The organism is Kitasatospora sp. NPDC098663 (assembly GCF_044760075.1).
Lineage (GTDB): Bacteria > Actinomycetota > Actinomycetes > Streptomycetales > Streptomycetaceae > Kitasatospora.
Map to the genome: position 1 here is coordinate 58830 of NZ_JBIWAP010000011.1, position 25237 is coordinate 84066.

A 25237-nucleotide genomic window follows, 5' to 3' on the forward strand; every position below is an offset into this window, starting at 1 on the left:
CGATGTGGGCGCCGACCCCAACCCGGCGGTGCCGATCAGGCCGCGCGCTGTCCGTGGAGGAGGACGGGCAGCGATCGGCCCGCCAACGCCTCGCTGACGCGGGCAGCTTGGGAGGGCGCCATGACGTCGGGGAGCCGGCGGGCGGGGACGAAGCGGGCGCCGAGCAGGCCGCTGCGGTGCCGGGGCGGGACGGTGAGGCGGGTGTCGTCGTGCACGGTGCCGCCGTCGAAGACCAGGTTGAGGCGCTCCAGGTGGCGGTCGGCGGGGGTGAAGTCGACGGCGAGGACGTCGGCGAGACGCAGGTTGAGGCCGGTCTCGGCGTGGAGGTGGCGGGCGGCGGCGAGGTGCGGGGGCTCGTTGGGCTGGGCGGCGCCGCCCGGGAGGATCAGGCCGTCCATGTAGTCCGGGTCGACCAGGAGGACGTCGCCGCGCGGGTTGCGCACGAGGACGAGGCAGCCGAGCCGGCACACCGGCGGCTTGGCGAGCAGGCGGGGGTCTTGCATCAGGGGTTCACTTCCTGAGGGCGGCGAGGAGTACGAGGGAGAAGCCCGCCCACCACAGCAGGCGGACGAGGAGTTCAGCCGTCATGCGTCAGGCGCTCGTAGCGCAGGCCCTTGCGCAACAGGTCGACCACCCGCAGGAGTTCGACGGCACGGGCCGAGCCCAGACTCACCAGGTAGCACCCGGTCAACCGCCCGCGCTCCCAGTCGACTTCGACGGACGGAAGCGTCACTCCACCCAGGGCGAGGACGGTGGTCAGGTCGTCGAGGACGTCGGCCGCCTGGCGCCGCTGGTCGGCGGTCACCCGGGAGAGCATCGAGGACACGCTCACTCCCCCGGCCGCTTGTGGACCTCGAAGACGCGCCAGGCACTCCAGGCCTCGGAGAAGGAGCCGAACCCGCCGAGCTCACCGTCCGGTTGGCGCAGCCACTCCCCGGTGAGCTCGTTGCGGACCCGGTAGCACCGGGCCCCGGTGTCCCAGCGCACGCCATAGCCGTGGAGCTTGGCAGGCTGGGGTGACTTCATGGTCATGACTGATCGCCTTCCACGCGAATCTGCAGTCCCGCTAGCCGATTCACGATCGACTTCACTTTCTGCACCTCAAGCGTCACTCACCGCAGCTAAGCTGACCAGCGTGGACGTGTGCCACGTTGTGGTTGGACACACTGGAGGGACTCCATGGCCTTCAAACCCAATAAGTTGGATCCGGGGCGCTCGGCCCGCGACCTGTTCGGCTGGGAGATGCGCAATCACCGAGAGCTCGCCGGCTCCATGTCGCTTGATCAACTGACCGAGATCCTCGGCTGCTTCTCGAAGGGGCACCTGGCCAGGATCGAGCGCGCCGAGTCGATGCCACCGCCGGACCTTCCGGCCAAACTCGACGCCGCGTTCGGCACCAACGGACTCTTCGGCCGCATCTACATACTCGCCAAGAAGGAGAAGTTTCCCGGCAAGTACCGCCGTTGGTCCGAGATCGAGACCAAGGCGGAAACCATCGAAGAGTTCTCTGCTGCCACCATTCCAGGGCTCCTACAGACCCCTGAGGTCGCACGACTCTCACTTCTCGCGGGTCATCCGTATGCCACCCCGCAGGAACTCGACGCACTGGTGTCAGCACGCCTCAACCGCCAGAAACGGTTGGTCTCGCCGACTCATCCGCATTGCTGGTTCATCCTCGATGAGTCGACTCTCCGACGGCCGGTCGGGGACGCAACGGTGATGAGACGACAACTCGATGCCATCGCGTCAGACCAGAGATCGCACATCACCGTGCAGGTTCTGCCATTCGCAGCAGGAGTCCATGCCGAGATGGGAGGGTCGCTCTTTCTCTATTCGGTACCGGGCCGTCCGATGGTGGCTTGGGAAGAGGGGGCCCGTAGTGGCGAACTCATCGAAGATGTCGAGGGTGTGGCCGCCCGCCGGAGGTCATACGATCTGCTGAGGGCCCTGGCCCCGTCGCCCCGGGACTCCCGGGCGATGATCAGGCGCATCTCAAAGGAGTACGGCCGTGCGAGCGAACCATCGCGAGAGCTGGCGAAAGAGCAGCCATAGCAACAACGATGGTGGCGCCTGCGTCGAAGTGGATGACACACACCCTGGTCGGGTTCGGGACAGCAAGGACCCCGACGGCCCCCGCCTTGACTTCCCACCAGCCGCTTGGCAGGCATTCATCACCGCCATCCGAGCCGGGGAGTTCAGCACCAACTGATCCATCTGTGCGGCGCAGCCATCCGCGATGGCTGCGCCGCGCAACCCAGGACCCCAAGCATCCGGAAGGAACTGGCACCATGAGCTCCCGCCCCGATCTGTCCTCTGCCCACTGGGTCAAGTCCTCCCACAGCACCGACGGGGGTCAGTGCATCGAGGTCGCGCCTGGCTTCCCGAGCGTCATGCCCGTCCGTGACTCCAAGGACCCCCACGGCCCGGTCCTCCTCTTCCCCTCCGCCGCCTGGCAGTCCTTCGTCACCGCCGTCCGCACAGGCGAATTCGGCACCAACTGATGCCGCTCGATGGCGCCGCCGACCCGGCCCGGGGCGGCGGCACCTGACAGTGTCACTCTGGATCCGGCAGCCCTTCGCTTGCATGGGAAGAAGGAGCACGGAGCGGTGAACTCATCGAGGATGCAGCGGGTGTTGCCGCTCGCCGCAGGTCATACGATCTCCTCAGGGCCATGGCCCTGTCGCCCCGGGGCTCCAGGGCGATGATCAGGCGCATCTCACAGGAGTTCGGTCGTGCCAGCAGGGAACCAGGAGAGATGGCGGAAGAGTAGCCATAGCAACAACGACGGCGGCATGTGCATTGAGGTGGACGATGCCCAGCCAGGTCGCGTGCGGGACAGCAAGGACCCCGACGGCCCCCGCCTCAACTTCCCACCAGCCGCTTGGCAGACATTCATCACCGCCATCCGAGCCGGGGAGTTCAGCACCAACTGATCCACCTGCGCGGCGCAGCCATCGCGGATGGCTGCGCCGCACAACCCAGGACCCCAAGCATCCGGAAGGAACTGGCACCATGAGCTCCCGCCCCGACCTGTCCTCTGCCCACTGGGTCAAGTCCTCCCACAGCAGCGACGGGGGTCAGTGCGTCGAGGTCGCGCCCGGCTTCCCGAGCGTCATGCCCGTCCGCGACTCCAAGGACCCTCACGGCCCTGCCCTCGTCTTCCCCGCCGCCGCCTGGCAGTCCTTCGTCACCGCCGTCCGCACAGGCGAATTCGGCACCAACTGACGCTGCTTGTGCGCCGCCGCCCCGGCCCGGGGCGGCGGCGCCTGACGGTGTCGCTCTGGATGACGAGCCGACGCTGAGCCACACCTGCCCAAACGGTGGGCGAGCCTGGCGGGGCACGGTCTGCCGTGGCTCGACGCCCCCCGCCGGCCCCGAGTTCGGCGGCGGGAACGGGGGCCGGGTCAGTCCCACCAGAACGACCACTGGTGGGAGGCGACGAGGCGTTCGGCGTAGGCGGTCAGGGTGCCGGTGCCCTGGAAGACGAGGTCGGGGCAGAAGGCGGTGTGCTCGGCGGCCAGCGGAAGGGCCTCGACGAGCGTGTCAGGCGGGACGGCGACGCTCAACTCCAGGGTGTCGAAGCCGACTTGGACGACCTGGGCGCCGAAGCGGCGCTCCCAGTCGGCGAGTACGGCGGCGATCTTGGCGGTGTCGTCCTCGTGGTTGAGCGGGCCGCTCCAGCCGCAGGCGGCCAGCGCCTCGGCGCCGCTGCCCGCCCGGACCAGGCCGAGGCGCGCGTCCCGTACGGACAGCAGCACGTCGGCCAGGCCGCGGGCCTCGATGCCCGGGGCTCCGCCGGGGACGGCCGCGGCGGGGGCGGAGCCGGGCCAGGCGGGGCCGAAGGGGGCCAAGGCGTCGCGGAGTTCGGCTGCGTCCTCGGCGTCGAGCGGGCCCTCGGGCGCGTCCTCGTCGGCGCCGCCGAGCTGCTGCCACCAGCGGCGCAGCAGGGCGTCGGGGTCGTAGAGGGTGGGGTCGGAGGCGTAGGCCGGGAAGAGTTCGCCGGACAGCCAGGGGCGGCAGTCGGCGCCGTCGCCGAGGGGGACGAGCAGCAGCGGCCACAGGCCGGACTGCGGGTGGGCGTGGTGGAGTTGCTGCCACAGGCCGGCGGGGGCGGGGGCGTCGCTGATCCAGAGCAGCGGCTCCGGCCCGTCCTCGCCGCCGACCAGGCGGCCGGGCGGGAGGGTGGCGGGCAGGAGACGCGACAGGTCCGAGGTCATGCGGCCACCGTAGGGGCGGTCACTGACAAGGGAGTTCGGGCGGCGGGGTTCGGGCCCGCGGTGCGGCGGGGGCGGTTCAGGCCCAGGGCAGGGCGGCGCGGGTGCGCCAGTACTCCGGGGCGGGTTCGGCCAGGGTGGCGAGGGTGGCCAGGTCGTCGGGGGTGGGGTGCAGGGTGGCGGCGGTGAGGTTGGAGGCGAGTTGGTCGACGGTGGCCGCGCCGGACAGGACGAGGTCGGCCCAGGGCTGGGCGGCGGCCGCGGCCAGGGCGAGGGCGTCGAGGGGCGCGCCGGTGCGGGCGGCGAGGGCGCGCAGTGCGGCGGTGTCGTCGCCGGTGGCGTTGCGCCCGGCGAGGCGGCCGTTGGCCATGCCTTCCTTGACGACGACCAGCCAGCCGGCGGCGTGGGCTTCGGCCAGGGCGGGGGCGGCGGAGGGTTCGAGGAGGTTCCAGGTGGCCTGGACGGCGGTGAACAGCGGGCGGCCGTCCACGGTGACGGCCAGGGCGGCGCGGATGGTGTCCGCCTGGGCCGGGCCGCTGGTGGACAGGCCGACCCGCACGCCCTGCCCGGCCAGGTCGGCCAGGCGGGCGTGCAGGGCGGTGTCGGTCAGAGCGGGGCTGTCGGGGGTGACGGAGTGGACCAGGTAGACGTCCAGGTGCGGGCCCAGCAGGGAGCGGGTCTCGTGGAGCTGGCGGTCGAACACCGCCGTGGAGTGCTCCTTGACCTCGTGCGCGGCCACGCCGGTGGTCTGCCAGTCGGCCGTGTAGGTGTAGCCCCACTTGCTGCCGACCGTCACCTCGGCGGCGGCCGTGGGGTGTTCGGCGAGCCACTGGGCGACGAACTCCTCGGCGCGGCCGTAGGAGCGGGCGGTGTCGAGGTAGCGCACGCCGGCGGCGTAGGCGGCGTCGAGCAGGGCGTGGGTGCGCTCGCGCAGCGCCTCGACGGTGCGTTCGGCGGGCAGGTCGCCGTCACGCCCGAGGGTGATGTAGCCGGGCCGGCCGACGGCCGCGGTGCCCAGGCCGTACCGCGCGATCGGCGGGCGGGCGGCGGCGGCTCCGGTGGCGGGGTCGGTCGGCATGGTGGGGTCTCCTCGGGCGCGACGGTGCTCACCTGGGACTTTACCGTCGGGTCGGCCGGCGCATCCGGCCGCCGGGGTCGGGCGGTCGGCCGGATCGGCCGGTCAGTCAGGCAGTCAGTCAGTCAGGCCAAGGCAGGTCAGCCGGGTCAGCCGGGTCAGCCGGCGGCGATGGTGGCCCGGATCCAGTCGGCGTAGGCGCGCACGTCGGTGTACAGGCCCGGGCCTTCGGAGCAGGGCACGCCCGGGGCGCCGGGGCCGGAGGTGGTGCCGATGAGCTCCCAGCGGCCGCCGCGGCCGCGCTGGATCTGCGGGCCGCCGGAGTCGCCGAAGCAGGCCATGGCCTTGGGGGTGGGGCTGGTCGTGCACAGGCGGGTGGGGCCGGCGTAGCCGGGGGCGCAGTCGGCCACGGCGCCGCGGCGGGTGTCGAGCTCCTGGAGGCGGTCGGGGAAGACCATCTCCTCGAACTCGGGGGTGTCGACGACGGTGCCGAAGCCGAGCAGCCGGGTCGGGGTGCCGGGCGGGCCGGGGCGCTGGGCGACGGGGATGGGCCGCTGGGCGACGGCGCGGTCCAGGCGCACCAGGGCGAGGTCGTCGTAGTTGGGGCGGGTCTGGCCGTCGCCGAAGCTGAAGCCGGGGTGGACCACGGTGCGGGTGATGGCCCGGACGGTGCCGCCGCTCTTGCGGTGCGCGCTGCCGATGCGCACGGTGCCGTCGAGCGTCAGCTCGCTGCCCGGGTAGCCCTGGACGCAGTGGGCGGCGGTGAGGACCCACTGGGGGTCGATCAGGGTGGCGCCGCAGGTGCCGTCGGCTATCTGCTTGGCGCTCATCGGGATCGTGGCCATGAACGGGTAGCGCTCGGTGGAGTCGTGGCCGTTGACGATCGCCTGGGCGCTGCCGGTCATGGCGGTGGTGCCCAGGGCGGCGGCGAGGGCGGCGACGGCGGTGGCGCGGGCGGCGCGGCGGCGGACGGTCTTGCGCAGGAGCACGGGTGACGGCCTTTCGGATCGGGTGGTTCGGATGCGTCCAGCCAACCCTGCGGTGCCCGGCCGGGCCATCCGGGCAGTAGGCCGCCGGGCCCGGGGGTTGTCCCCCGGGCCCGGCGGCGGGCTACCAGGGGGTCGCGGCGGGCCGGGCGTTGGTGCCCGGGGCCTGCGCCGGCCTGGGCGCGGGGGCGGCTGCGGGCCGGGAGGCGGGCGCGGGGGCGGCTGCGGGCCGGGAGGCGGGCGCGGGGGCGGGCGCGCCGAAGTCGCCGACGTCGCCGGAGGAGGAGGTGCGGATGGCCCGGGGCGCGGAGGGCCGCGGGGAGTCGGCGGGGCGCACGGCCCGGACGGGGGCGAGGACGGGGGCCGGGGCGAGGCTCTGGTCGAGGCGGACGACGAAGTTGACGTAGTCCAGGGGCTTGTCGGGCCAGTGGCAGTCGTTGCTGGTCAGCAGGCGGCTGCGGACGCCGTCGCGTTCGGTGACGGGCCCGGGGGTGACGCGCAGGTTCGGCTGCCAGCTGCGGCCCCACAGGTGGTGTTCCAGGGTCAGCGTCCAACTGTCCTCGTCGACCTCCAGGGTGGCGCCGACCCGGCCGGGCAGCATCCGGGGGCCGTAGGGGCCGCGCACCACCGCGCGCTGGTCGAAGCCGGCGTTCTTGCCGACCACGGTGATCCGCCACGCGCCGTGGAACCTGAGCATCGCCGCACTCCTGACGTCCTGGCGCGCCGTCCGGGCGGGCGCGCTTCCGTCGGGGTCAACGGCTGCGGGGCGGTGGGCGGCTCAGCGGTGGGCGGCGCAAGGGGCCGGGCCGGCCGGGCGGGCTGCGCGGACCCCGCCCGGTCCCGGTTCAGGCGGCGTCGGGGCGGGCGGCGGGCCGAGCGGAGAGGGACGCGCCGGGGGCGGTGTGGGCGAGCGCCGGGTAGCCGTGCGCGGTGAGGACGAGGTCGGCGTAGCGGCGGTCGTCGAGGGGGACGCCGTGGCGCCGGAGCAGGTCGAACAGTTCGGCGAGGCGGCGGGGTTCGGTGCCGCGCGGCAGCCCGTCGCGGGTGGTGCCCAGGATGCCGAGGACCGGCCCGTTCAGGTGTGCGTCGCGGGCCCCGCGGGCGGTGCGGCGGGGTGCCGAGGTCAGGCGCAGCAGCAGGACGAGCCGGTGGGCGCCGGAGTCGGCGTCCTGCCCGGCGTCCATCGTGAGCCCCTGGATGTCCCGCCACCGGTAGCGGCGCGGGACGAACGCCCGTACCAGGGTGAGGCCGTGGTCGTCGGCGCGCAGCCAGAAGCCGTACGGGACGGGCAGGGCCACGCCCAGGACGGCCGCGCTCGACAGCAGCAGCGCGGGGACGGCGCCCATCCGGCCGGCGTCCCCGCTGTCGGCGAGCACGACGCCCATCGCCAGGGCGAGCACGCAGCCGATGGGGGCGCCGGCGGCTCGCCACAGGAAGCCCAGCCGCACCGTCTGGTGTCGCGGCGCCGTGTTCACGGGCGCCCCCTTCCCACGTCGTGCCGTCGGTGGGGCCGGCCGGTTCGGCCGGTCCCGTCTCGGGCGTCGATGCCTGGCGGTCCCAGGGGAGTCGGTCACACTACCGGCCTGCCGAGATCGTTCGGCCGATCCGGGGGAAACGTCAAATGTCGTCAACACGAACGGATTTGATGGTCAGTCAGCTCGATCGGCCCGCCCGCGGTCCAGGATGTCAGCCGCCGGTGGAGGGGTCAACTGACGTTGATTGGCGGTATCTTGTGATCCACGCCAGCTGATGCCGTTGGGTTATCGTGACCTGGCCGGCCCTGCCCGCCCGCCCGGAGGAGACGCGCGGGGCCCCGGTGAGGAGGGCGGGCCATGGCGGAATCGAACCGGGAGGACGGACCGGTGGAGCTGTCCGGACTCGCGGCCAGGATCGAGGCGCTGTTCCACACCGTCCGCAGACCCGACCGCGAGCAGTACACCAACGAAGAGGTGGCCCGGGCCTGCCGCGAGGCGACCGGGGAGTCGTTCTCCACCACCTACCTGTGGCAGCTGCGCACCGGGCGCCGGGACAACCCGACCAAGCGTCACCTGGAGGCGCTCGCCCAGTTCTTCCAGGTCCCGCCCGCGTACTTCTTCGACGAGCGGCAGGGCGCGGAGATCGCCAAGGAGCTCGCGCTGCTCGGCGCGCTGCGCGACGCGGGCGTGCGCAGCCTGGCGCTACGCGCGGTCGGCCTCTCCTCCGAGGGCCTGGACACGGTCAGCGAGCTGATCGACGTCATCGCCCGCCGGGACGCGGCCCGCCGGCACCCGGCGCCCTGACGCCGTCGGCGGGGGCGCGGGCCGCGGGCGGGGCTGACGGGGTCCGGGGCTGACGGGCGCGGGGCCGACGGGACGCGGGGGCTACGAAGACGGGGGCCAGGCACGGAGGCGGAGCCACGGCGGTCGGGAGATCGGGGGGAACGGGGCCGCTGATCGAGAAGGAGAACACAGCGTGCGGGACGACAGGTGCTACCGATCGGCGCTGCGCCGCTGCCGGCGGATGGCCGAACAGCTGGAACTGCCGAGCCCGTTCGACACCACCGTGCTACTGGAGCAGATCGCCCGCCGGCGGGGGCGGCCGATCGACCTGCTGCCGGTGGCCGCCCGGCCCAACGCGCCCTGCGGGCTGCTGGTGTCCACCCGGGAGGCGGACTACATCCTGTACACCGCCGACACCAGCGCGCTGCACCGCCGGCACATCCTGGTCCACGAGATCGCCCACCTGCTCCTGGACCACGCCGGCTCCGCGCCGCTCGGCCCGGCCGCGGACCTCCTGCCGCACCTGTCCCCCGACCTGGTCCGGCGGGTGCTCGGGCGCACCGGCTACGACGAGCCCCAGGAGCGCGAGGCCGAGCTGCTGGCCTCGCTCGTCCTCAGCCGGGCCGCCAAGGCCGACGCGGCGCACCTGCCCGGCCCGGCCCCGCACCCGGACTCGCTGGACGTCCTGGACGCCCTGCTCGCCGGCGAGCCAGGGCCCGCCGGCGGTCGGACGGCGGGGCGTCCGTGAGCGGCCTCGTCCTCTACGGCGTCGCGTTGTTCTTCGCCCTGAGCGCCTGCCACTTCGCCCGCGGCCGCCGGACCAACCCGCGCGCCATCGCCCGCTACAGCTGCTACGCCACGGCGCTGCTCGCCGCCGCGCTGCTGCTGCTCGCCCCGCCCACCGTCCAGGCCGGCGACCGGCTGCACCTGCTCGGGATCGCGCCCGCCGTGCCCGTGCTGCTCGGCGACGTGCTGCGCATCGGCGCCGCCTGCGCGATCCGGCTGCTGGCTCTCGCCCTGCGCGATCCCGAGCCGGCCCGCCGTGCGGTGCGGCGCCAGTTGGCCCTGTTGGCCGGTGTCCTGGGGGTGCGGGCGGTCCTGTTCGTCGCCGCCGCGCCGGGCCTGGACGCCTCCGACCTCACCGCCGCGCCCTCCACCGGCGCCCGGCTGGCACTGGCCGGGTACACCGCCGCCGGCGTGCTCTACCTCGCCTGCTGCCTCACCGCCCTGCTGCGCCGGCTCGCCCGGCTCGCCCGCGCCGCCGCGCCCGGGCGCCAGCGCAGCGGGCTGCGGCTGCTCACCCTGAGCCTGGTCGCGGGCCTGCTGTGGAACGCCTGGGGCGTCGACGACGTCGTCCAGGCGGCGGTCACCGGCACCCAGGCCGGCGCCGAGGACGCCCTGTGCGGCGTCCTGGGCCTGCTGTGCGTGGCGCTGCTCGCGGCGGGCCTGGGCACCACGGTGTGGCCGGCCGCGTATGCCGCCGTCCGCCGCTGGCTGCGCGCCCACCGCCGTTACCGGGCGCTGGCCCCGCTCTGGCGGGATCTGCACACCGTGCTGCCGGAGATCGCGCTCGCCCCGGCCAGCCGCCTGCCGCTGCTGCCGCCGCGCGACCCGCAGTTCGCCCTGTACCGGCGGATCATCGAGATCCACGACGCCCGGCTGATCCTGCGCCAGCACCTCGACCCGCGCACCCCGCGGTGGCTCGCCGCCGCCGCCTCGCGCTTCCCCCCGGCGGCCGCCCGGGCCGGCGCCACCGCCGGCGCCACCGCCGAGGCCGCCGCGCTGGCCGCCGCGCTGGAACGCGCGGCCGCCGGGGCCCGGCCCAACCCCGACACCCCGCGCACCGCCCCGGCGGCCGAATCGCCGCACGCCCTGGGGCAGGATCTGGAGTCCGAGGCCGACCAGCTGGCCCACCTCACCCGCGTCTACGCCACCTGCCCGGCCGTCGCCGAGGTCCGCGCCCGTGCCCGCGCCGCCGCCTCCTGCCCCACCGCTCCCGACCCCGATCCGGTCGCGAGCCCGGTGCGATGAGCCGCCGGACCGGCCGGGGGGCAGCCCGGCCGGGGCGGCGGGCGCTACCGGCGGACGGCCGCCAGCGAGCGCAGCTGCACGTGGACGGCGCCCGGTTCGGTGCCGGTCAGGGCGGCGACCTCGGCGGCGGGCAGGGCGAGGACCAGGTGCAGCAGCAGGACGTCCTGCTGGGGGGCGGTGAGGTGGGCGACCGGGCCGAGCGGGTGCGGGCCGGCCAGGGCGCAGACGTGTCGGCGGACCGCCTGCCAGGCGCAGGCGGCCGGGCTGGCGGTGGCCAGGGCGTCGAGCCAGTGGCCGCTGAGGTCGTCGAAGGCGCCCTGGACGGCCAGCGGGGCGTCGGCCGCGGGGAGCAGCAGGGCGGCGTAGTCGAGGTAGTGGCGCAGGTGGAGGTCGTACAGCGCCCACAGGCCCAGCGCCGGTCCGGTGGCGGCGGTCGTGGTCGTGGTCGTGGTGGTAGCGGTGGTCGGCTGTCGTGGTGGTGTCGGCATGGTTGATTCCCGAGGTGGCGCGGGTGGGTGCTGGTCCGCGGACGGGGCGCTGGTGGCGCGTTCCCGTCCGCGGACCGGGTCACACGAGTACCGGCGGGCCGCCGGCGCCGTCGCGGCCCGTCCCGGCGGAGTGGCCGGGGTGGCCGGCGTCCTCGGCGCGGTCGGCGGCCAGGCTGTTGCGCAGGGTCACCCACAGTTTGAACAGGATGTCCGTCGAGGTGCCGCTGCTGGAGGACTGCATGGCCCGGGTGAACTCCCGTTGGTACGTGCGGGAGTTGACCGGTGCCGGGGTGCGGGCGTTGTTCGTCCGCTCCCAGGCCGCCGCCCACAGTGCGCGGCGGGCCCCCTTGACCCCGCAGACCTCCATGTAGGTGAGGAACACCGCCTTGCGCAGCGGGGCCTCACCCCTGAGGACCAGCGCCAGGGTGCTGGAGGGCAGGCGCCCTCCCCCGGCCCGGGCCCGGCGGTCCAGCTCCTCCAAGGAGGGCCAGTCGGCCTTGCGCCGCATCTCGTGCATCGCCCGTCGCAGGTCGGCGAGGGAGTCGACCTGCTCGGGGTTGAGCCGTCGGGGCGCCCGGCGCTGGGTCCCGGAGGGGCGCGGAACGTGGGCCCAGTAGTTGGCCAGGGTCCACTTGCGGCGGGCCGCCTTGAGGTCGCCGTCGCAGGCCCGGGTGAGGGCCTCGACGACCTCCCAGTTCGGCATGGTCCGGCCGCTGGTGGCCCGTTGCAGGGTGGTCGGGTGGTAGTTGGTCCGGTCGGCGAGCTGACGGTAGGTCAACCCCGCCTCTTCACGCTGCTCGCGCAGCAACGCGGCGAGTCGGCCCAGGGCCGGCTCGGTCGCCGCGATCGGTTTCTCCTGGCGTCCCATCGCGGTCCGGCGTTCCTTCTAGGCCCGCCCCTGCTGGAGCCTGGCATTCAGCAGCAGCCCGCCGGTGGCCAGTTCGAGCGCCGCTGCCGCCGACATGCCCGTCCTCACCAGGGCGGCGGCCACGACGACCACGACGACGACCACGGCCGTCCGCACGGGGCCGGACGACCAGGGCAGGCCCGGTCGCGGCGGCGCCGGGTGGCCGGCGGTGCAGTGGGCGGGGGCGCGCTTCTTCTTCCGCTTCCTCGTCATCGAGGACCTCCTATATCACCGTCTACTCCAATGGACGGGAACTTCGGTGGTTGGCGTCACGCGAGGAACCCGTTTCGCGCAACACTCTGTCAGGCGTACGGGTGATTCCCAATCGGTTCGGTGAACATCGCGAAGATTGATGCGCCAGAATCCCGGGTCCGGCCCGCAATCTCGTCACAACCCTCTGGCATCAGTGCAGTTCAGGAACTCGAAACCGGAATTTGATGCATTTTTGTGCAACTCGCCCTTGTAGCCGTCCTGGCTGAATGTGACGATGTGCAGCAGCGTCATCCAGACCTGCGGGTCAGGAGCCCGGGGGCGCTGTCTACTCCAAATTTTCGGGAACACCGGCAGCGGGCCGTGTTGGCGCATGGGCCCGTCCGAACAGCAGAGACCGCCCGGCCCCAGCGGCCCGAGCGGTCTCTCTGCATTTCCCCGGCCCGAGAGGACCCCGCCCGGTGAACGGCTTCGAGTACCTGCTCGGCATGCTGCTGGCCCAGCCCGTACGGGCCCGGGACGCGCTGCGCGCCCGCCTGCCCACCACCCGCCGGCTGCGCGCCCTGGCCTCCTCCCCGCGGGTCGAGGCGCTGCGGGCCGCCGAGCGCGAGCGGATCCGCCGGCTGGTCGAGGGCCTGGCCACGGTGGAGGGCGTGACGCACCTGCTGACCCGCGTCGCCGACCACTGCGACCGCCCCTCCTCGCTCGGCCTGCTCACCACCACCGCCGAGGGCCGCGGCGTGCTGGTCTGCCGGATGAGCGCCGCCGCCTACTTCGCCACCGGCGAGGACATCACCACCGTCCTGCCCAGGATCGAGGCGGCGGGCCTGGCCGACTGGGGCTTCCCGAACACCTGGGGCGACGAACCGCCGCACTCACCGGGCACGGTCGCCTACGCGCTGCGCTACCACCGCGACCGCGGCCGCTACCCCGACGGCCGGCGGATGCCCGGCCCGAGCCTGTCCACCGCCGACGCCACCCTGGTCTGGGACCTGCCCGGCGTCCCCCGTCCGGACCCGTACTGGCCGCGCACGGGCAGCGACGTGTGCTTCCGGCACGAGCAGATCCCGGCGGACGGCGACCCGGGCGCGCTGCTGCGGGCCGCCCGCGGCGAGGGGCGGGGCCCGGTGCTGGTGCTCACCTTCGGCCGCGACTGGACGGACATCTGCACGTACCACGCCGTGCCGCGCGGGCGCGAACCGGCCTGAGTGAGCGGCCTGAGTGAGTCACCGGTGCGGCCGGGGGCGGCGCCCCGGCCGCACGCACGGTTCAGGTGCTCAGCACTGGGGCCGGCGGCCGTGGTTGGCCCCGCGCCGGGCCCGGGCCTTCTTCTTGCGGCGACGCTTCGACGACATGGCCACTCCTCTCGCAACCAGGACACCCCCGGCTTCCACCGTTCCACACCCGGCCCGCACCGGCCCGCCGGGAGCGGCCGTCACGGGCCCCGGGCGGGGCGGGCGGGGGCGGGGCCTCATGCGCGGGCGGCGCTCCGGTCGAGGGCGGCGCGCCAGGCGGGGCTGTCGACGTAGTGGTTGTCGAAGCGCCCGGCGGAGGCGGCGATCGCGCCCGGGTCGGCCTCGCCGCGCATGACGCGGCCCAGCAGGCGCAGGTAGTCGAAGCGGTCCATGCCCGGGGTGAACACGAACAGGACGTCGGCCTCGGCGCCCGGGGCGGCGGCGAAGGCGTGCGGCGGCACGGCGAGGAAGTCGCCCTCGCCCAGGATCGTGACCTCCTCGCCGACCAGCACCTGCAGCGAGCCGCCGATCACGAAGAACAGCTCCCACGCCCGGGTGTGGAAGTGCGCGGGGGCGCCGGCGGCGCCCTTGGCGAAGGTGGAGCGGTAGCTGGTGAACCCGCCCTCGGTGTGCGCCGAGTCGGCGAGCAGGGTCATGGTGCTGCTCGGGTCGGCGCAGGTCTCGGCCCCGGCGTGGCGGGTCAGCACGGGGGCGGCGGTGGCGGCGGTGCTCGTCGTCGTCATGGGACCAGGCTAGAACCGGAAAGACCGGCCATCAGGTGGCAATCCCACGCCACTTTCATGGGTCAATTCCCGGGGGCGGCGGCCGCCGGCAGACCGGCCCGATGACGACGGACGATCTCCTGCGGCACCAGGACGAACGGCAGGCCGGGTCCGGGCCCGCCTGACCCGTCCGCCCGCGCCACTCCCCCGAACCCGCCTCCCGTCAACGCGGACGGCGCGGGGGCACCCGTTCGGGGGGCGGATGTGCGGCGCGGGCCGCCGTGCCCGTAGCGTCGTCGCTGCACACGGCGTAGGGCGCGGGGAGGGTGTCGGCGATGGCGGGAGTGCCGGTCATGAGGGGTGGGCGGCGGCCCGGGCGGGCGGCTGCGGCCCTGGCGGTGGCGGCGGCGCTGCTGACTGCGTCCGCCTGCGGCGCCTCCCCCGTGCCGGACGGCGCGGGGGACGACGCGGTCGCCGCCGCCGACGGGCGGCCGCTCGCGCTGGTCTACCGGGGCCCGGCGGCCTGTGAGGGCTGCCCGGAGGCGGCGCGGGAGCTGCTGGAGCGCGACGGTTTCGCGGTGCGCTACGTCGGCCCCGAGGAGCGGCTGCGTTTCGGCGCGGGCGTGCTGGCCGGCGCCGCGCTGTACGTGCAGCCGGGCGGCACCAACGGGCAGGAGGTGAGCACCGCGTGGGGCCTGCTGCAGCGCGACCCCGGCTTCTCGCCGGAGCTGGTGCGCGACTACGTCCGGGGCGGCGGGCACTACCTGGGCCTGTGCATGGGCGGCTACCTGGCCGGCGACCCGGGCTACGACCTCCTGCCGGGCGACTCCGGGCAGTACATCCGCTCCCGAGGGGCGACCGTCACCGACGAGCAGGACCGCCTCGTCGACGTCTCCTGGCGCGGCCGCCCGCAGCGGATGTACTTCCAGGACGGCCCGTACTTCGACGTCGACGGCCCGGGCGTGGACGTCCTGGCCCGCTACTCCAACGACCGCGCCGCCGCCGTCACCGCCCCCTACGGCGCCGGCCGGGTGGCGGTCAGCGGCCCGCACCCGGAGGCCCCCGCGGACTGGTACCGCGACTACCACCTGCCCGACGAGTCGAAGACCGGCCTGGGCCTGGGCGGCGACCTGCTGCACGACCTGATGGCTCCCCCCGTTTCCTGACGTTCCGTCACGTCCCGTGCGGGCGGGATTCGGTGGTGCGCCTGCGCGGCGGGTCCCGCGGGGAACCCGGTGCGCAGCCGGGTGCGGGCGCGGGCGCGCGGTGGGAGCCCCCGGGCCCGGCCGGTGGCGCTACCGCCCGGCGGGGTCGAGGACGCGGTCGGCCACCAGGTCCGGCCGGTCGGTCGGCAGGGCGTGGCCGGCGCCGGGCACGATCTCCGTCCGGGCCGAGGGCACGAGGCGGCCGAGGCGCTCGGCGACCGCGTGCGCGTCGTGCATGGCGCTGCGCTCCCCGAGCAGGAACAGTGCGGGGACGTCCAGGCGGCGCAGTTCCTCGTCGGACAGGACCGGGGGCACCGGGAGCGCGCGGCGGAACCCCATCGACGCGCGCATCAGCGCCATCAGTTCGGTCTCCAGGATGGCGCTGTTGCCGACCAGGCGGGCCAGCCGGGGGCGCAGCGCTCGCGGCGCGGTGGCGGCGAGGCCGCCGGCGATCACCCAGGCGTAGAAGCGGGCGCCCATGTCGGCGAAGCCCGCCGGGTCCACCAGGGTGAGGGAGGCGACCCGCCCGGGGTGGTGGATCTGGTGCTGGAGCGCCAGCCAGCCGCCGTAGGAGCAGCCGACGACCTGGGCGTCCGTCACCTCCAGCGCGGCCAGGAGTTCGTCCAGCCAGGCGGCCGCGTCCCGGCCGTCGGCGATCGGGGCGCTCTGCACGCTCGCGCCCGGTTCGCCGACCGTGTCGACGGCGATGACCGGGCGGTGGCGGGCCAGCGTGTCGATGTAGCGGTGCCACATCAGTGCGTTTCCGCCCGAGCCGGGCAGCAGCACGATCGGCTCGCCGTGCTGCGGGCCGGTGCGGTAGACGCGGGTGGTCCCGAACGCGGTCGGGAGGTCCAGCGCCGTCCGCGGTCCGGGCCACAGTTCCGTCAGGGCCCGCTCGTAGGCGGCGCGAAACCGGTCCCCGGCCTGGTCGTTCTTGAACTGGCTGATTCGCATGATACATGTGTATCACGGCATGATACGGGTGTACCAGGGAGGTCGTTCATGAACGCGCGGGTCGATCACGAGGAACGCCGGCGGCAGATCGCCGAAGCGCTGCTGCGCATCGCCGACACCCAGGGGCTGCAGGCGGCCAGCATGCGGGCGGTCGCCACCGAGGCGGGCGTCTCCCTGCGGCTGGTGCAGTACTACTTCACGACCAAGGAGGGGCTGCTGCTGGACGCGCTGGAGCGGCTCGGCGCCCAGCTCCAGGCCCGCATGGCGGCGTGGATCACCGCGGCCGCCACCCCGCCCACGCCGCGCGGCCTGGTGACCGCGGTCCTGTCCAGCGTCCTGCCCACCGACCCGGAGAGCCGCCGGATCACCCGCACCTACGCCGCGTACTACACGCTGGTGCTCAGCGATCCCGCGCTGGTGGAGAAGCACGGCACGCCCCAGCCCGACCTGCTGGAGGGCTTCCTCGCCAAGCAGGTCCGCGCGGCCCAGCAGGACGGCCAGATCGACCCCGCCAGGGACCCGGAGATGACCGCCGCCGGGCTGCTGGCCATGGTCAACGGCCTCGGCTCCAGCGTGCTCGGCGGCCAGCGCACCGGCGACGCCGCGCTGGCGATCCTCACCCACCACCTGGACGAGCTGTTCCGCGGCCGTCCCCGCGGTGACGCCCCGGCCCCGCCGACCCCCTGACCTGCCGTCCCCGACCTGACCTGCCGTCCCCGACCTGACCTGCCGTCCCTGCCCTGACCTGCCGTCCCCGACCTGCCGACCTCCCGACCTGGTGGCCTCCTGGCGTGGCGGGCCCTCCCGCCGCCGGGGCGGGCCGCCGTTCGGCCGGATCCCGTCCGGCCGCCCCACAGGCGCCCTGTCCGCCCCGGCGCCGGTGCACGAGAATGTGCCGGTCCCGCGCGAGGGGCTGGCGAAGCGTCCAACTCCCCTGCCGGGCAATCCTTTTCCGTTACCGAATGGGGAGGTTCACCGACCGTGTACAGGAGACTTCCGCAAGCCGTGCTGTCGGGTGTGCTGGTCGTGGCCTTCGCGGGAACGACCGCGTGGGCCACGACGACCACGGCGGGCACGGCCCCCGCGCCGGGCATCGCCACCGGGTGCGGAGCCGACGCGACCGCCCAGGGCCTGGCCACCACCGCGCTCCCGAACACCCTGCTGGAGACGCCGCGCTCCGACGGGCGGACCGAACAGTTCCAGCAGTTCTACGACAGTTCGGCGGCCTCCCTCCTGCCCTTCGTCTGGCACCGCTCCCAGGACGCGCCCGGGGGCGCCTACGGCGCCTGGGAGCGCGTCAGCGCCACCCCCGTGGGCCCGAAGCTGTACCAGGTGAGCGCCGTCGAGAACAGCGCCGGCGCCCTGGAGGTGTTCTTCGCCTCCTACGGCGGCTTCTGCCACACCGTCCTGCCCGGGCCCGGCGGCTCCTGGACCCCGACCGAGAACTTCGAGCTGTCACCGCCGCCCTACCACGGCGGGCTCACGCTCTTCAGGGAACGCGACGGCCGGCTGCACGCCTTCGCCTCCGGCGCCGACGCGGGCGCGGCCATGGAAGTGCGCAGCCAGGACGGCGACGCCCAGGACTCCTGGGGCCCGGTGCGCCGGTTGCCCCGGCTGCCGGACCCCAACGCGGGCCTGGGCGCGCCGAGCTCGATCGTCCAACTGCCGGACGGGCGGCTGCGGGTGACCGTCCGCGAGTGGAACCGCGACCGCTCGTGGCGGACCACCGAGGTGGACCGGTTCGTCTCCTGGGAGCCGTGGCAGCTCTGCGCCGACAGCACCTGCGCCTGACGCCCGGGCAGCGGGCGGCGCCCGGACCCGCCCGGGCGCTCGCCCGTCCGGGCGGGCTGCGCTGGCGGCCGGGTGGGGCCGCCGGTATGCCTGGGGGGACGGCGAGGCGGCGGAGAGGACGGCGGGGTGGGCGGCGCGGACGGGAGCGGGGAGCGGGACGGCGGGGGGACGCGGGCGCCCGGCAACCGGGCGGTGGTCCTGGGGGTGCTGGCCTCCACCGCGCTGGTCCTGCTCGCGCAGGCGGCGAGCGGCACCAGCGCCCGGCTGGTGCTGCTGCTGGTGTTCCTGCCGGCCCTGCTGGCGGGGCTGGGGAGCGTCGCGCAGACGGTCGCGGCCTCGGTGTGGGTGGCCGGGGTGGTGGCGGTCAGCACGGTGCTGTTCCCGCCGTCCTCGCTGGCCGCCCGGGTGGGCACCCTGGTGGGGGTGGTCGGCGCCGAGGCGGCCGTGGTCGGGCTGTGCGCGCGGCGGGTGCGGCGCGAGCGGGAGCTGTTCCGGATGCGGCAGACCGCCGTCGCCCTGCAGCGCCAGCTGCTGCGCCCGCTGCCGGTGCTCACCCCCGACGTCCAGCTGTACGGGCTGTACCGGCCGGTGGAGGAGGACGCCCTGGTCGGCGGCGACCTGTACGACATCGCCGACACCCCGTACGGCACCCGGGTGCTGGTGGGCGACGTGCAGGGCAAGGGCCTGCCGGCGATCGGCGCGGGCTTCGCGGTGCTGAGCGCCTTCCGGGAGGCGGCCTTCCGGGAGCCGGCGCTGACCGGCGTCGCGGACGCCCTGGAAGCGGCGGTGGAGCGGCACAACGCGTACGCGGTGCAGGGCGGCGAGAGCGAGCGCTTCGTCACCGCGACCGTGCTGGGCGTGGAGCGCGGCGCGGACGTGCAGGCCGTCAACTGCGGCCACCTCGCCCCCTACCTGCTGCACGGCGGCCGGGTCGAGGCCGTGCCGCTGCCGGCCGGGGTGCCGCTCGGGCTGGCGGAGCTGACCGACGAGGTGCGCACCGTCCGGTGGTTCGCGCTGCCCGAGGACGGCGTGCTGGTGCTGCTCACCGACGGGATCACCGAAGCCCAGGACGCCACCGGCGCGTTCTACCCCGTCGAGCGGGGCCTGGCCGCCCTCGCCGCCTCCCCCGCCGCCCTGCTGCCCGAGGCCCTGGACCGCGAGGCCCGCCGCTGGAGCGGGGGCCGCAGCCGCGACGACGTCACGGTGCTGTCCCTGCGCCGCGCGCCCTGAGGCTGCCCTGGGGCTCCCTCACCGTTCGAGGAACTCCAGCAGGTCGGCGTTGAAGCGCTCCTTGTCGCCGGGGACCATCGCGATGCCGTGCGAGCCGTTCTCGTACACCTTCAGGACGGCGCCGGGGATGATCCGGGCGGCCCGGCGGGCGGTGGCCTCGACGGGGACGATCCGGTCGTCGTCGCCGTGCACGATCAGGGTGGGGATGTCGAACCCGGCCAGGTCCTCGTGGAAGTCGGTGTAGCCGAAGGCGTCCACGCAGTCGACGCCGCCCTCGATGGTCTGGTGCATCGCCATGAACCAGAAGGCGTCCCGGTTGCCCTGGGTGGCGCGGGAGCCGGGGCGGTCGGCGGAGAAGAAGTCGACGGAGGTGTCCTGCCAGAACTGGGAGCGCTCGGTGAGGATGCCGGCCTTGAGGTCGTCGAAGACGGTGCCGGGCACGCCGTGCGGGTTGTCGGGGCCCTGGAGCATGGACGGGGTGATCGCCGACAGCAGGACGGCGGAGCGGATCCGCCCGGTGCCGTGGCGGCCGATGTAGCGGGCGAGCTCTCCGCCGCCCATGGAGTGGGCCACCAGGGTGACGTCACGCAGGTCGAGCCCGGTGAGCAGGCTGTCGAGGTCGTCGGCGAAGGTGTCGAAGTCGTAGCCGCCGTAGACCGGGGCGGAACGGCCGTGGCCGCGCCGGTCGTGGGCGATGGCCCGCAGGCCGGCGTCCGCGACGGCCTTCAGCTGGTCCTGCCAGGCGTCGCCGTTGAGCGGCCAGCCGTGGATGAACACGACGGGGCGCCCGCTGCCCCAGTCCTGGTAGAAGATCTCGACGCCGTCGCGGGTCCTGGAGATGGGCATGCTCCTGCTCCTTCGGGTGGTGCGCCGGGGGTGGGGCGGACTGCCGGCGCGACCTGCCGGGGCGGTCTGCCCGGGGCCTGCCGGGCCTCGGGTTTCATCCAACGGGAGGCGGGTGGGGCCCGCATCCCGCGGCGGCCGGGGCCCGGGCGGGAGCGGAAGCGGCGCTACGCCGTTCGGGTGAGTTCGGGCGGGGGCGGGCGGGTTTCGGGTGAGTTCGGGCGAGCGCGGACGGGTCTCGGGTGAGGGCTGTTCAGCCGCTCTCGCGCATACGGGTGCCGAGGGCGTCGGGGGGCAGCAGCGGCGCCGGGTAGCCGGCCGGGGGCTCGGCGAGCTCCCAGGGGCGATGGACGGCGCGGGCGGGCAGGTGGGCGAGCTCGGGGACCCAGCGGCGCACGTAGGCGCCGTCGGGGTCGTAGCGGTCGGCCTGGCGCAGCGGGTTGAGGACGCGGTTGGGGCGGGTGTCGGTGCCGGTGCCGGCGGCCCACTGCCAGTTGAGCTGGTTGTTGGCGAGGTCGCCGTCGACGAGCAGGGCGAGGAAGTGGGCGGCGCCGGGGCGCCAGTGGTGGCGCAGGCTCTTGGTGAGGAAGGAGGCGGTGAGCAGGCGGGCCCGGTTGTGCATCCAGCCCTCGTCGGCGAGTTGGCGCAGGCCGGCGTCGACGATCGGGTAGCCGGTGCGGCCCTCGCGCCAGGCCTGGAGCTCGCGTTCGTCGTCGTACCAGCGGACGGGGCGGGGGCGGTAGTCGGCGTGGGCGGCGTCGGGGCGGGCCGCGAGGACCTGGTGGTGGAAGTCGCGCCAGGCGAGCTGGCGCACCAGCGCGGCCGCGCCGGGGGTGTCGGACTTCCCGGCGCGGTGGGCGAGTTCGGTGGCGGACAGGCAGCCGAAGTGCAGGTACGGCGAGAGGCGGGAGGTGGCGTCGGCGGCGAGGTCGTCGTGCAACTGCTCGTAGGCGTCCGGGTTCCAGGCGCGCAGGCGGCGGCGGGCGGCGCTCTCGCCGCCGGGGGCGCGGCCCGGGGAGGTGCCGGCGGGGGCGGCGGGCAGCGGGGCGCTCGCGGGGCCGTCGGGGGTGGCGAGGGTGCGGGGGGCGGGCAGGACGGTGCGCCGGGGGGCCTGCTGCCAGGCGCGGTGGTAGGGGGTGAAGACGGCGTAGTGGTCGCGCCCGGCCGGGGTGACGAGGCCGGCGGGGACGATGGTGAGCGCGGCGTCGTGCAGGTGCAGGCGCTCGCCGAGGGCACGGCGCAGGGCGTGTTCGCGGCGGGTGGCGAAGGCGGAGACGCCGGCGTTGGTGTGGACGGTGTCGGCGCCGCACTCGGCGGCCAGGCGGGCGGCCTGTTCGGCGGGGTCGCCGTGGCGCAGGACCAGGCGGGAGCCGGCGGCGCGCAGCGCCCGGTCGAGGTCGGCGAGGCTCTCGGCGAGGAAGGCCTGCCGGTTGGGGGCGGCGAAGCCGGCCCGGGCGATGGCCGGGTCGAGGACGAACAGGGGGACGACCTCGTCGGCGCGGGTGCGGGCGGCGTGCAGGGCGGGGTTGTCGTGCAGGCGCAGGTCCTGGGTGAACAGGACGACGGCGGTGCTCATCGGGGGCCTCGTGCGGTGGGGTGCGGGTGGGGACGGGGAGGACAGGGGTGTCGGACGGCGGGCCGGGCGCGTTCGGTGATGTTGCGGGCCATGGCGCCGAACACCAGCGCGTGGAAGGGCGCCACCGACCACCAGTAGAGGTGGCCGGCCAGTCCGTGCGGGTGGAACAGCGCCCGCTGCTGGTAGAGCGCGCCGCCGTCGCCGTCGGGCGTCACGCGCAGTTCGAGCCAGGCCAGGCCCGGCAGGCGCATCTCGGCGCGCAGCCGCAGCAGGTGTCCGGGTTCGATCTCCTCGACCCGCCAGAAGTCGAGCGCGTCACCGACCCGCAGCCGGTGGCGGTCGCGGCGGCCCCGGCGCAGGCCGACGCCGCCGGCCAGGCGGTCCAGGCGGCCCCGCAGGGCCCAGGCCAGCGGCAGGGAGTACCAGCCGTTCTCGCCGCCGACGCCCTCCACCACCCGCCACAGCGCGGCCGGGTCGGCGGCCACCCGGCGCCGGCGCAGGTCCTGGTAGAGGCTGCCGCCGGCCCAGTCGGGGTCGGTGGGCAGCGGGTCGCTGGGCGCGCCGGGCAGGGAGGCGGAGGACCAGCGGGTGGAGACCTGGGCGTCGCGGATGCGCCGCAGGGCCAGTTCCACGGCCCGGTCGAAGCCGGTCAGGCCCTCGGGCGGGTCGGGGATCCAGCGGGCGATGTCGTGTTCGCGGCACACCACCTCGTGGCGCAGCGACTCCACCAGCGGTCGGGCGAGCGAGCCCGGTACGGGGGTGACCAGGCCCACCCAGTGGCTGGACAGGCGCGGGGAGAGCACGGGCACCGGCACGATCAGGCGCCGGGGCAGGTCGGCGACCTCGGCGTAGTGACGCATCATCAGCCGGTAGGTGAGCACGTCGGGCCCGCCGATGTCGAAGATGCGGTCGACCTCGGGGGGCAGGGCGGCGGCGCCGACCAGGTAGCGCAGCACGTCGCGTACGGCGATCGGCTGGATGCGGGTGTCGACCCAGCGGGGGGTGACCATCGCCGGGAGCCGTTCGGTCAGGTGGCGCAGCATCTCGAAGGAGGCCGAGCCGGAACCGATGATCACCGCGGCCCGCAGTTCGGCGGTGGGGACGCCGCCCGTGCGCAGGGCGCGGCCCACTTCGGCGCGCGAGCGCAGGTGGGCCGACAGGTGCGGTTCGGGGACTCCGGCGGGCAGCAGTCCGCCGAGATAGACGATGCGCCGGGTGCCGGCGGCGGCGGCCGCCTCGGCGAAGGTCTCGGCGGCCTGCCGGTCCCGGGTCTCGAAGCCGGGCCCGGTGCCCAGGGAGTGGACCAGGTAGTAGGCGGCGTCGATGCCGTCGAAGGCCGCGGGCAGGGTCTCGGGGCGGGTGACGTCCCCGGTGACGGCCTCCACGTCGGCCCGCCAGGGCTGGTCCCGCAGCCGGAGCGGGTCGCGGACCAGGCAGCGCACCCGGTACCCGGCGGCGAGCAGTTCGGGCACCAGGCGCCCGCCGATGTAGCCGGTGGCGCCGGTGACCAGGCAGTGCGGGCGCGTCCGGGTCGGCTCGTCCACCTGCGGCTCCTCTCGTGCGGGCGGGTGCGCCCCCCGTGCCCCGCCAGGCGCGGGGGGCGCTGCCGGGGTGTTCGGAGCGGACGCGGCCGGGGATTGGACGGGGGCGGATCGGCGGGGTCTGATCGGCCGGGGCGGCCCGTGGCTTCGAGTCTTCCAGGGGTCTCCTGCGGGCGCCCGGGCGTGCGCGCGGGGGCGGGAAAGGCGGGGCGTGCGCGGGGCCGGGAATCCGGGCGGGCGCGGGGCCGGGAATCCGGTGTCCTTGGCGGGCAATCCGCGCCGGGTGCGGCTTCGAACGCCTGACGTCGCCGTGTTCCGTCGGCCCGGCCGGGTGTCCGCCCGGCCGGGACTCCCTGGAGGTCGTGCCATGCCCACCGTCCACTGGCCGGGGCTGTCGCCCGTGTGTCGCGAGCGCGAGGCGGCCGGATGAGTACGGTCGTTCACCTGTCCGGGCCGGGGCGTCCGGGCACCGACCTCAAGGAGCTGCTGAGCAGGACCGCGCGCGGCGACCAGGAGGCGTTCGGCCGGCTGTACGACGCGGTGGCGGGCCCGGTACTGGGGCTGGTCCGCCGGGTGCTGCGGGATCCGGCGCAGTCCGAGGAGGTCGCGCAGGAGGTGATGCTGGAGGTGTGGCGCACCTGCGCCCGCTACCGGCCCGAGCGCGGGGAGGTGCTGGCGTGGGTGCTGACCATCGCCCACCGCCGCGCCGTGGACCGGGTGCGGGCGGCGCAGGCGGCCGCCGACCGCGACCGGCGGGCCGCCGCCGCCTCGCACACGCCGGCGTTCGACGAGGTCGCCGAGCAGGTCGAGGGGCGGCTGGAACGCGAGCAGGTACGGCGCTGCCTGAACGGGCTGACCGAGCTGCAGCGGGAGTCGATCACGCTGGCCTACTACCGCGGGTACACCTACCCGCAGGTCGCCGAACTGCTCGGCACCCCGCTGGGCACCGTCAAGACCCGGATGCGCGACGCGCTGATCCGGCTGCGCGACTGCCTGGGAGTGGGAGCATGAGCGGCGCCGACCTGCACACGCTGACCGGCGCCTACGCCGCGCACGCCCTCGACGCGGACGAGCGCGCGCAGTTCGAGCGCCACCTGGCGCAGTGCCCGGCCTGCGCCCGGGAGGTGGCCGAGTTCACGGCGACGCTGGCCAGGCTGGGCGCCGCGCAGGCCGTCGCGGTGCCCGGGGAGCTGAAGTCGCGGGTGATGGGCGCGCTGGACACCGTCCGGCAGGAGGCCCCGCGCGCCGCGGCCGGGCCCGACGGCGCCCGGCGCCCCGGGCGGCTCGCCCGCGGCTGGCCGCGGCTGGCGCTGGCGGCCTGTCTGGCGGCGGCCGCGGCCCTCGGCGGCGTGGCCGTCCAGCAGCACCGGGAGGCGGACCGGGCCAGGGCCCTCGCCGCCGCGCTGCAGCGGCACCAGGACCAGGTCACCGGGCTGCTGACGGCACCCGACGCCCGGCGGGCGAGCGGCCCGGCGGCCGGCGGCACCGGCAGCGGGGCGGTGGTCTGGTCGCACGGCCGGGGCCGGGCCGTCCTCCTGACCTCCGGCCTGCCCGCCCCGGCGGACGGCACGACGTACGAGCTGTGGTTCGACGACGGCGCCGCGATGCGCCCGGCGGGGCTGATGCCCCGGGGCGACGGCGCGTTCCTGCTGGACGGCCCGCTGGACGGTGCGCGCGGCATCGGCGTCACGGTGGAGCCCTCGGCCGGTTCCGCGCACCCCACGGGGGCGCCGGTCCTGCTGATCCCGTTCACCTGAGGGGCCGAACCGGGTCGGTCAGGTCGGGGTCGGGAGACGGTGAGGGTGCCCGTCGAGGGCGCCTCGGGAGTCCCGGGGCGCCCTTGAGCGGCCTCGGCCCGGGGCACCGGGGCCGAGGCCTCCCGGCGGTCCGGCCCGTTCCGCCTTCCGTCGGCCTCCCGTCCGCGGCCCGTCCGCGGCCCTCGGCCGTGGCCGGGAGGTGTCACCCGGCCAG

Annotated in this window: 32 protein-coding genes and 1 pseudogene; 16 read left to right on the top strand and 17 right to left on the bottom strand. The window is 75.3% G+C overall.

Annotation, left to right across the window (positions count from 1 at the left end):
- Window positions 1–35 precede the first annotated feature (35 nt).
- The 3 genes from ACIQVZ_RS14325 to ACIQVZ_RS14335 all read right to left on the bottom strand — a co-directional run bounded on the left by ACIQVZ_RS14325 (window position 36) and on the right by ACIQVZ_RS14335 (window position 1032).
- Entirely contained in the window at window positions 36–503 is a 468-nt protein-coding gene (locus ACIQVZ_RS14325) for an NUDIX domain-containing protein (protein WP_402449954.1), read from the bottom strand.
- A 74-nt stretch (window positions 504–577) separates the two neighbouring features.
- Window positions 578–826 carry a hypothetical protein gene (locus tag ACIQVZ_RS14330; protein WP_350881419.1) on the bottom strand — a complete coding sequence of 83 codons (249 nt, stop codon included), beginning with the start codon at window positions 824–826 and terminating at the stop codon, window positions 578–580.
- 2 nt (window positions 827–828) lie between these two features.
- Window positions 829–1032 carry a hypothetical protein gene (locus tag ACIQVZ_RS14335; RefSeq protein WP_402449956.1) on the bottom strand — a complete coding sequence of 68 codons (204 nt, stop codon included), beginning with the start codon at window positions 1030–1032 and terminating at the stop codon, window positions 829–831.
- 147 nt (window positions 1033–1179) lie between these two features.
- On the opposite strand from ACIQVZ_RS14335, the gene ACIQVZ_RS14340 reads away from it, so the two are divergent.
- The 6 genes and pseudogenes from ACIQVZ_RS14340 (at window position 1180) to ACIQVZ_RS14365 (ending at window position 3225) form a co-directional block, all read left to right on the top strand.
- Window positions 1180–2052 (top strand): Scr1 family TA system antitoxin-like transcriptional regulator, encoded by an 873-nt coding sequence (locus ACIQVZ_RS14340; RefSeq protein ID WP_402449959.1) that lies wholly within the window; start codon window positions 1180–1182, stop codon window positions 2050–2052.
- A gap of 28 nt (window positions 2053–2080) precedes the next feature.
- Window positions 2081–2209, top strand: a complete 129-nt coding sequence (locus tag ACIQVZ_RS14345; RefSeq protein WP_402450282.1) for a DUF397 domain-containing protein — start codon at window positions 2081–2083, stop codon at window positions 2207–2209.
- A 79-nt stretch (window positions 2210–2288) separates the two neighbouring features.
- Window positions 2289–2501, top strand: a complete 213-nt coding sequence (locus tag ACIQVZ_RS14350) for a DUF397 domain-containing protein (protein WP_402449960.1) — start codon at window positions 2289–2291, stop codon at window positions 2499–2501.
- 80 nt (window positions 2502–2581) lie between these two features.
- A pseudogene (locus tag ACIQVZ_RS14355) lies at window positions 2582–2770 on the top strand (transcriptional regulator); the annotation flags it as partial.
- Entirely contained in the window at window positions 2733–2933 is a 201-nt protein-coding gene (locus tag ACIQVZ_RS14360) for a DUF397 domain-containing protein (RefSeq protein WP_350881407.1), read from the top strand. The pseudogene ACIQVZ_RS14355 and the gene ACIQVZ_RS14360, both read left to right, overlap by 38 nt.
- A gap of 79 nt (window positions 2934–3012) precedes the next feature.
- Entirely contained in the window at window positions 3013–3225 is a 213-nt protein-coding gene (locus ACIQVZ_RS14365; protein WP_402449962.1) for a DUF397 domain-containing protein, read from the top strand.
- A 179-nt stretch (window positions 3226–3404) separates the two neighbouring features.
- Here the strand turns inward: ACIQVZ_RS14365 and ACIQVZ_RS14370 are convergent, their stop codons facing one another.
- The 5 genes from ACIQVZ_RS14370 to ACIQVZ_RS14390 form a co-directional block, all read right to left on the bottom strand.
- Window positions 3405–4217, bottom strand: a complete 813-nt coding sequence (locus ACIQVZ_RS14370; protein WP_402449965.1) for a DUF4253 domain-containing protein — start codon at window positions 4215–4217, stop codon at window positions 3405–3407.
- A 76-nt stretch (window positions 4218–4293) separates the two neighbouring features.
- Window positions 4294–5292, bottom strand: coding sequence for an aldo/keto reductase (locus ACIQVZ_RS14375; protein ID WP_402449966.1), 999 nt, complete (start codon window positions 5290–5292; stop codon window positions 4294–4296).
- A gap of 155 nt (window positions 5293–5447) precedes the next feature.
- Window positions 5448–6347: a S1 family peptidase gene (locus ACIQVZ_RS14380; RefSeq protein ID WP_402449969.1), complete on the bottom strand. Its 900-nt coding sequence runs from the start codon at window positions 6345–6347 to the stop codon at window positions 5448–5450.
- A 52-nt stretch (window positions 6348–6399) separates the two neighbouring features.
- The gene (locus ACIQVZ_RS14385; protein WP_402449971.1) at window positions 6400–6972 is read right to left on the bottom strand and encodes a hypothetical protein; all 573 of its coding nucleotides are present in this window, start codon (window positions 6970–6972) and stop codon (window positions 6400–6402) included.
- Window positions 6973–7120: 148 nt separating this feature from the next.
- On the bottom strand, window positions 7121–7750 hold the full coding sequence (locus tag ACIQVZ_RS14390) for a PH domain-containing protein (protein WP_402449974.1): 630 nt from the start codon (window positions 7748–7750) through the stop codon (window positions 7121–7123).
- Window positions 7751–8107: 357 nt separating this feature from the next.
- Here ACIQVZ_RS14390 and ACIQVZ_RS14395 point away from each other — a divergent pair, with 357 nt between their 5' ends.
- The 3 genes from ACIQVZ_RS14395 to ACIQVZ_RS14405 all read left to right on the top strand — a co-directional run bounded on the left by ACIQVZ_RS14395 (window position 8108) and on the right by ACIQVZ_RS14405 (window position 10564).
- Complete coding sequence (locus ACIQVZ_RS14395) at window positions 8108–8554, top strand: helix-turn-helix domain-containing protein (protein ID WP_063352883.1); 447 nt, start codon at window positions 8108–8110, stop codon at window positions 8552–8554.
- Between the two features lie 172 nt (window positions 8555–8726).
- Window positions 8727–9281: a ParH-like protein gene (locus tag ACIQVZ_RS14400; protein ID WP_350881393.1), complete on the top strand. Its 555-nt coding sequence runs from the start codon at window positions 8727–8729 to the stop codon at window positions 9279–9281.
- Window positions 9278–10564: an MAB_1171c family putative transporter gene (locus tag ACIQVZ_RS14405; RefSeq protein WP_402449977.1), complete on the top strand. Its 1287-nt coding sequence runs from the start codon at window positions 9278–9280 to the stop codon at window positions 10562–10564. The genes ACIQVZ_RS14400 and ACIQVZ_RS14405 overlap by 4 nt, the downstream gene beginning before the upstream one ends.
- A 44-nt stretch (window positions 10565–10608) precedes the next feature.
- Here ACIQVZ_RS14405 and ACIQVZ_RS14410 read toward each other — a convergent pair whose 3' ends face one another.
- The 4 genes from ACIQVZ_RS14410 to ACIQVZ_RS14425 all read right to left on the bottom strand — a co-directional run bounded on the left by ACIQVZ_RS14410 (window position 10609) and on the right by ACIQVZ_RS14425 (window position 12544).
- Window positions 10609–11052 carry a hypothetical protein gene (locus ACIQVZ_RS14410; RefSeq protein WP_350881389.1) on the bottom strand — a complete coding sequence of 148 codons (444 nt, stop codon included), beginning with the start codon at window positions 11050–11052 and terminating at the stop codon, window positions 10609–10611.
- Between the two features lie 79 nt (window positions 11053–11131).
- On the bottom strand, window positions 11132–11920 hold the full coding sequence (locus ACIQVZ_RS14415) for a helix-turn-helix domain-containing protein (protein WP_402449980.1): 789 nt from the start codon (window positions 11918–11920) through the stop codon (window positions 11132–11134).
- Between the two features lie 18 nt (window positions 11921–11938).
- Entirely contained in the window at window positions 11939–12172 is a 234-nt protein-coding gene (locus tag ACIQVZ_RS14420; RefSeq protein ID WP_350881385.1) for a hypothetical protein, read from the bottom strand.
- Between the two features lie 174 nt (window positions 12173–12346).
- On the bottom strand, window positions 12347–12544 hold the full coding sequence (locus tag ACIQVZ_RS14425) for a hypothetical protein (RefSeq protein ID WP_402449983.1): 198 nt from the start codon (window positions 12542–12544) through the stop codon (window positions 12347–12349).
- An 86-nt stretch (window positions 12545–12630) separates the two neighbouring features.
- On the opposite strand from ACIQVZ_RS14425, the gene ACIQVZ_RS14430 reads away from it, so the two are divergent.
- Window positions 12631–13377: a hypothetical protein gene (locus tag ACIQVZ_RS14430; RefSeq protein ID WP_402449984.1), complete on the top strand. Its 747-nt coding sequence runs from the start codon at window positions 12631–12633 to the stop codon at window positions 13375–13377.
- Between the two features lie 263 nt (window positions 13378–13640).
- Here ACIQVZ_RS14430 and ACIQVZ_RS14435 read toward each other — a convergent pair whose 3' ends face one another.
- Complete coding sequence (locus tag ACIQVZ_RS14435; RefSeq protein WP_402449985.1) at window positions 13641–14147, bottom strand: cupin domain-containing protein; 507 nt, start codon at window positions 14145–14147, stop codon at window positions 13641–13643.
- Window positions 14148–14479: 332 nt separating this feature from the next.
- Here ACIQVZ_RS14435 and ACIQVZ_RS14440 point away from each other — a divergent pair, with 332 nt between their 5' ends.
- Window positions 14480–15292, top strand: a complete 813-nt coding sequence (locus ACIQVZ_RS14440) for a BPL-N domain-containing protein (protein WP_402449988.1) — start codon at window positions 14480–14482, stop codon at window positions 15290–15292.
- 129 nt (window positions 15293–15421) lie between these two features.
- Here the strand turns inward: ACIQVZ_RS14440 and ACIQVZ_RS14445 are convergent, their stop codons facing one another.
- Window positions 15422–16285 (bottom strand): alpha/beta fold hydrolase, encoded by an 864-nt coding sequence (locus tag ACIQVZ_RS14445; RefSeq protein WP_402449991.1) that lies wholly within the window; start codon window positions 16283–16285, stop codon window positions 15422–15424.
- 48 nt (window positions 16286–16333) lie between these two features.
- On the opposite strand from ACIQVZ_RS14445, the gene ACIQVZ_RS14450 reads away from it, so the two are divergent.
- The 3 genes from ACIQVZ_RS14450 to ACIQVZ_RS14460 all read left to right on the top strand — a co-directional run bounded on the left by ACIQVZ_RS14450 (window position 16334) and on the right by ACIQVZ_RS14460 (window position 19306).
- Complete coding sequence (locus ACIQVZ_RS14450) at window positions 16334–16972, top strand: TetR/AcrR family transcriptional regulator (RefSeq protein ID WP_402449992.1); 639 nt, start codon at window positions 16334–16336, stop codon at window positions 16970–16972.
- Window positions 16973–17266: 294 nt separating this feature from the next.
- Complete coding sequence (locus ACIQVZ_RS14455; RefSeq protein WP_402449995.1) at window positions 17267–18076, top strand: hypothetical protein; 810 nt, start codon at window positions 17267–17269, stop codon at window positions 18074–18076.
- Window positions 18077–18202: 126 nt separating this feature from the next.
- Complete coding sequence (locus ACIQVZ_RS14460; RefSeq protein WP_402449998.1) at window positions 18203–19306, top strand: PP2C family protein-serine/threonine phosphatase; 1104 nt, start codon at window positions 18203–18205, stop codon at window positions 19304–19306.
- Window positions 19307–19324: 18 nt separating this feature from the next.
- Here ACIQVZ_RS14460 and ACIQVZ_RS14465 read toward each other — a convergent pair whose 3' ends face one another.
- The 3 genes from ACIQVZ_RS14465 to ACIQVZ_RS14475 form a co-directional block, all read right to left on the bottom strand.
- Entirely contained in the window at window positions 19325–20152 is an 828-nt protein-coding gene (locus ACIQVZ_RS14465; protein WP_350881369.1) for an alpha/beta hydrolase, read from the bottom strand.
- A 250-nt stretch (window positions 20153–20402) separates the two neighbouring features.
- Entirely contained in the window at window positions 20403–21725 is a 1323-nt protein-coding gene (locus ACIQVZ_RS14470; RefSeq protein WP_402450000.1) for a cryptochrome/photolyase family protein, read from the bottom strand.
- A complete protein-coding gene (locus ACIQVZ_RS14475) occupies window positions 21722–23269 on the bottom strand; it encodes an SDR family oxidoreductase (RefSeq protein WP_350881365.1) in 1548 nt (515 codons plus the stop codon). The genes ACIQVZ_RS14470 and ACIQVZ_RS14475 overlap by 4 nt, the downstream gene beginning before the upstream one ends.
- A gap of 423 nt (window positions 23270–23692) precedes the next feature.
- Between ACIQVZ_RS14475 and sigK the strand changes: the two genes are divergently transcribed.
- Together sigK and ACIQVZ_RS14485 are read left to right on the top strand one after the other, a co-directional pair.
- Window positions 23693–24277, top strand: a complete 585-nt coding sequence (sigK, locus tag ACIQVZ_RS14480; RefSeq protein WP_402450003.1) for an ECF RNA polymerase sigma factor SigK — start codon at window positions 23693–23695, stop codon at window positions 24275–24277.
- The gene (locus tag ACIQVZ_RS14485) at window positions 24274–25023 is read left to right on the top strand and encodes an anti-sigma factor domain-containing protein (RefSeq protein WP_402450006.1); all 750 of its coding nucleotides are present in this window, start codon (window positions 24274–24276) and stop codon (window positions 25021–25023) included. The genes sigK and ACIQVZ_RS14485 overlap by 4 nt, the downstream gene beginning before the upstream one ends.
- Window positions 25024–25237 lie beyond the last annotated feature (214 nt).

Bases quoted from the DNA above. Each gene is read 5' to 3' on its own strand.
- ACIQVZ_RS14425 (WP_402449983.1), bottom strand. From the start codon at position 12,544: ATGCGCCAACACGGCCCGCTGCCGGTGTTCCCGAAAATTTGGAGTAGA.
- ACIQVZ_RS14335 (WP_402449956.1), bottom strand. From the start codon at position 1,032: ATGACCATGAAGTCACCCCAGCCTGCCAAGCTCCACGGCTATGGCGTG.
- ACIQVZ_RS14450 (WP_402449992.1), top strand. From the start codon at position 16,334: ATGAACGCGCGGGTCGATCACGAGGAACGCCGGCGGCAGATCGCCGAA.
- sigK (WP_402450003.1), top strand. From the start codon at position 23,693: ATGAGTACGGTCGTTCACCTGTCCGGGCCGGGGCGTCCGGGCACCGAC.
- ACIQVZ_RS14380 (WP_402449969.1), bottom strand. From the start codon at position 6,347: ATGGCCCGGCCGGGCACCGCAGGGTTGGCTGGACGCATCCGAACCACC.
- ACIQVZ_RS14465 (WP_350881369.1), bottom strand. From the start codon at position 20,152: ATGCCCATCTCCAGGACCCGCGACGGCGTCGAGATCTTCTACCAGGAC.
- ACIQVZ_RS14410 (WP_350881389.1), bottom strand. From the start codon at position 11,052: ATGCCGACACCACCACGACAGCCGACCACCGCTACCACCACGACCACG.
- ACIQVZ_RS14350 (WP_402449960.1), top strand. From the start codon at position 2,289: ATGAGCTCCCGCCCCGATCTGTCCTCTGCCCACTGGGTCAAGTCCTCC.
- ACIQVZ_RS14420 (WP_350881385.1), bottom strand. From the start codon at position 12,172: ATGACGAGGAAGCGGAAGAAGAAGCGCGCCCCCGCCCACTGCACCGCC.
- ACIQVZ_RS14445 (WP_402449991.1), bottom strand. From the start codon at position 16,285: ATGCGAATCAGCCAGTTCAAGAACGACCAGGCCGGGGACCGGTTTCGC.
- ACIQVZ_RS14470 (WP_402450000.1), bottom strand. From the start codon at position 21,725: ATGAGCACCGCCGTCGTCCTGTTCACCCAGGACCTGCGCCTGCACGAC.
- ACIQVZ_RS14395 (WP_063352883.1), top strand. From the start codon at position 8,108: ATGGCGGAATCGAACCGGGAGGACGGACCGGTGGAGCTGTCCGGACTC.
- ACIQVZ_RS14440 (WP_402449988.1), top strand. From the start codon at position 14,480: ATGAGGGGTGGGCGGCGGCCCGGGCGGGCGGCTGCGGCCCTGGCGGTG.
- ACIQVZ_RS14435 (WP_402449985.1), bottom strand. From the start codon at position 14,147: ATGACGACGACGAGCACCGCCGCCACCGCCGCCCCCGTGCTGACCCGC.
- ACIQVZ_RS14485 (WP_402450006.1), top strand. From the start codon at position 24,274: ATGAGCGGCGCCGACCTGCACACGCTGACCGGCGCCTACGCCGCGCAC.
- ACIQVZ_RS14415 (WP_402449980.1), bottom strand. From the start codon at position 11,920: ATGGGACGCCAGGAGAAACCGATCGCGGCGACCGAGCCGGCCCTGGGC.
- ACIQVZ_RS14325 (WP_402449954.1), bottom strand. From the start codon at position 503: ATGCAAGACCCCCGCCTGCTCGCCAAGCCGCCGGTGTGCCGGCTCGGC.
- ACIQVZ_RS14385 (WP_402449971.1), bottom strand. From the start codon at position 6,972: ATGCTCAGGTTCCACGGCGCGTGGCGGATCACCGTGGTCGGCAAGAAC.
- ACIQVZ_RS14370 (WP_402449965.1), bottom strand. From the start codon at position 4,217: ATGACCTCGGACCTGTCGCGTCTCCTGCCCGCCACCCTCCCGCCCGGC.
- ACIQVZ_RS14375 (WP_402449966.1), bottom strand. From the start codon at position 5,292: ATGCCGACCGACCCCGCCACCGGAGCCGCCGCCGCCCGCCCGCCGATC.
- ACIQVZ_RS14365 (WP_402449962.1), top strand. From the start codon at position 3,013: ATGAGCTCCCGCCCCGACCTGTCCTCTGCCCACTGGGTCAAGTCCTCC.
- ACIQVZ_RS14340 (WP_402449959.1), top strand. From the start codon at position 1,180: ATGGCCTTCAAACCCAATAAGTTGGATCCGGGGCGCTCGGCCCGCGAC.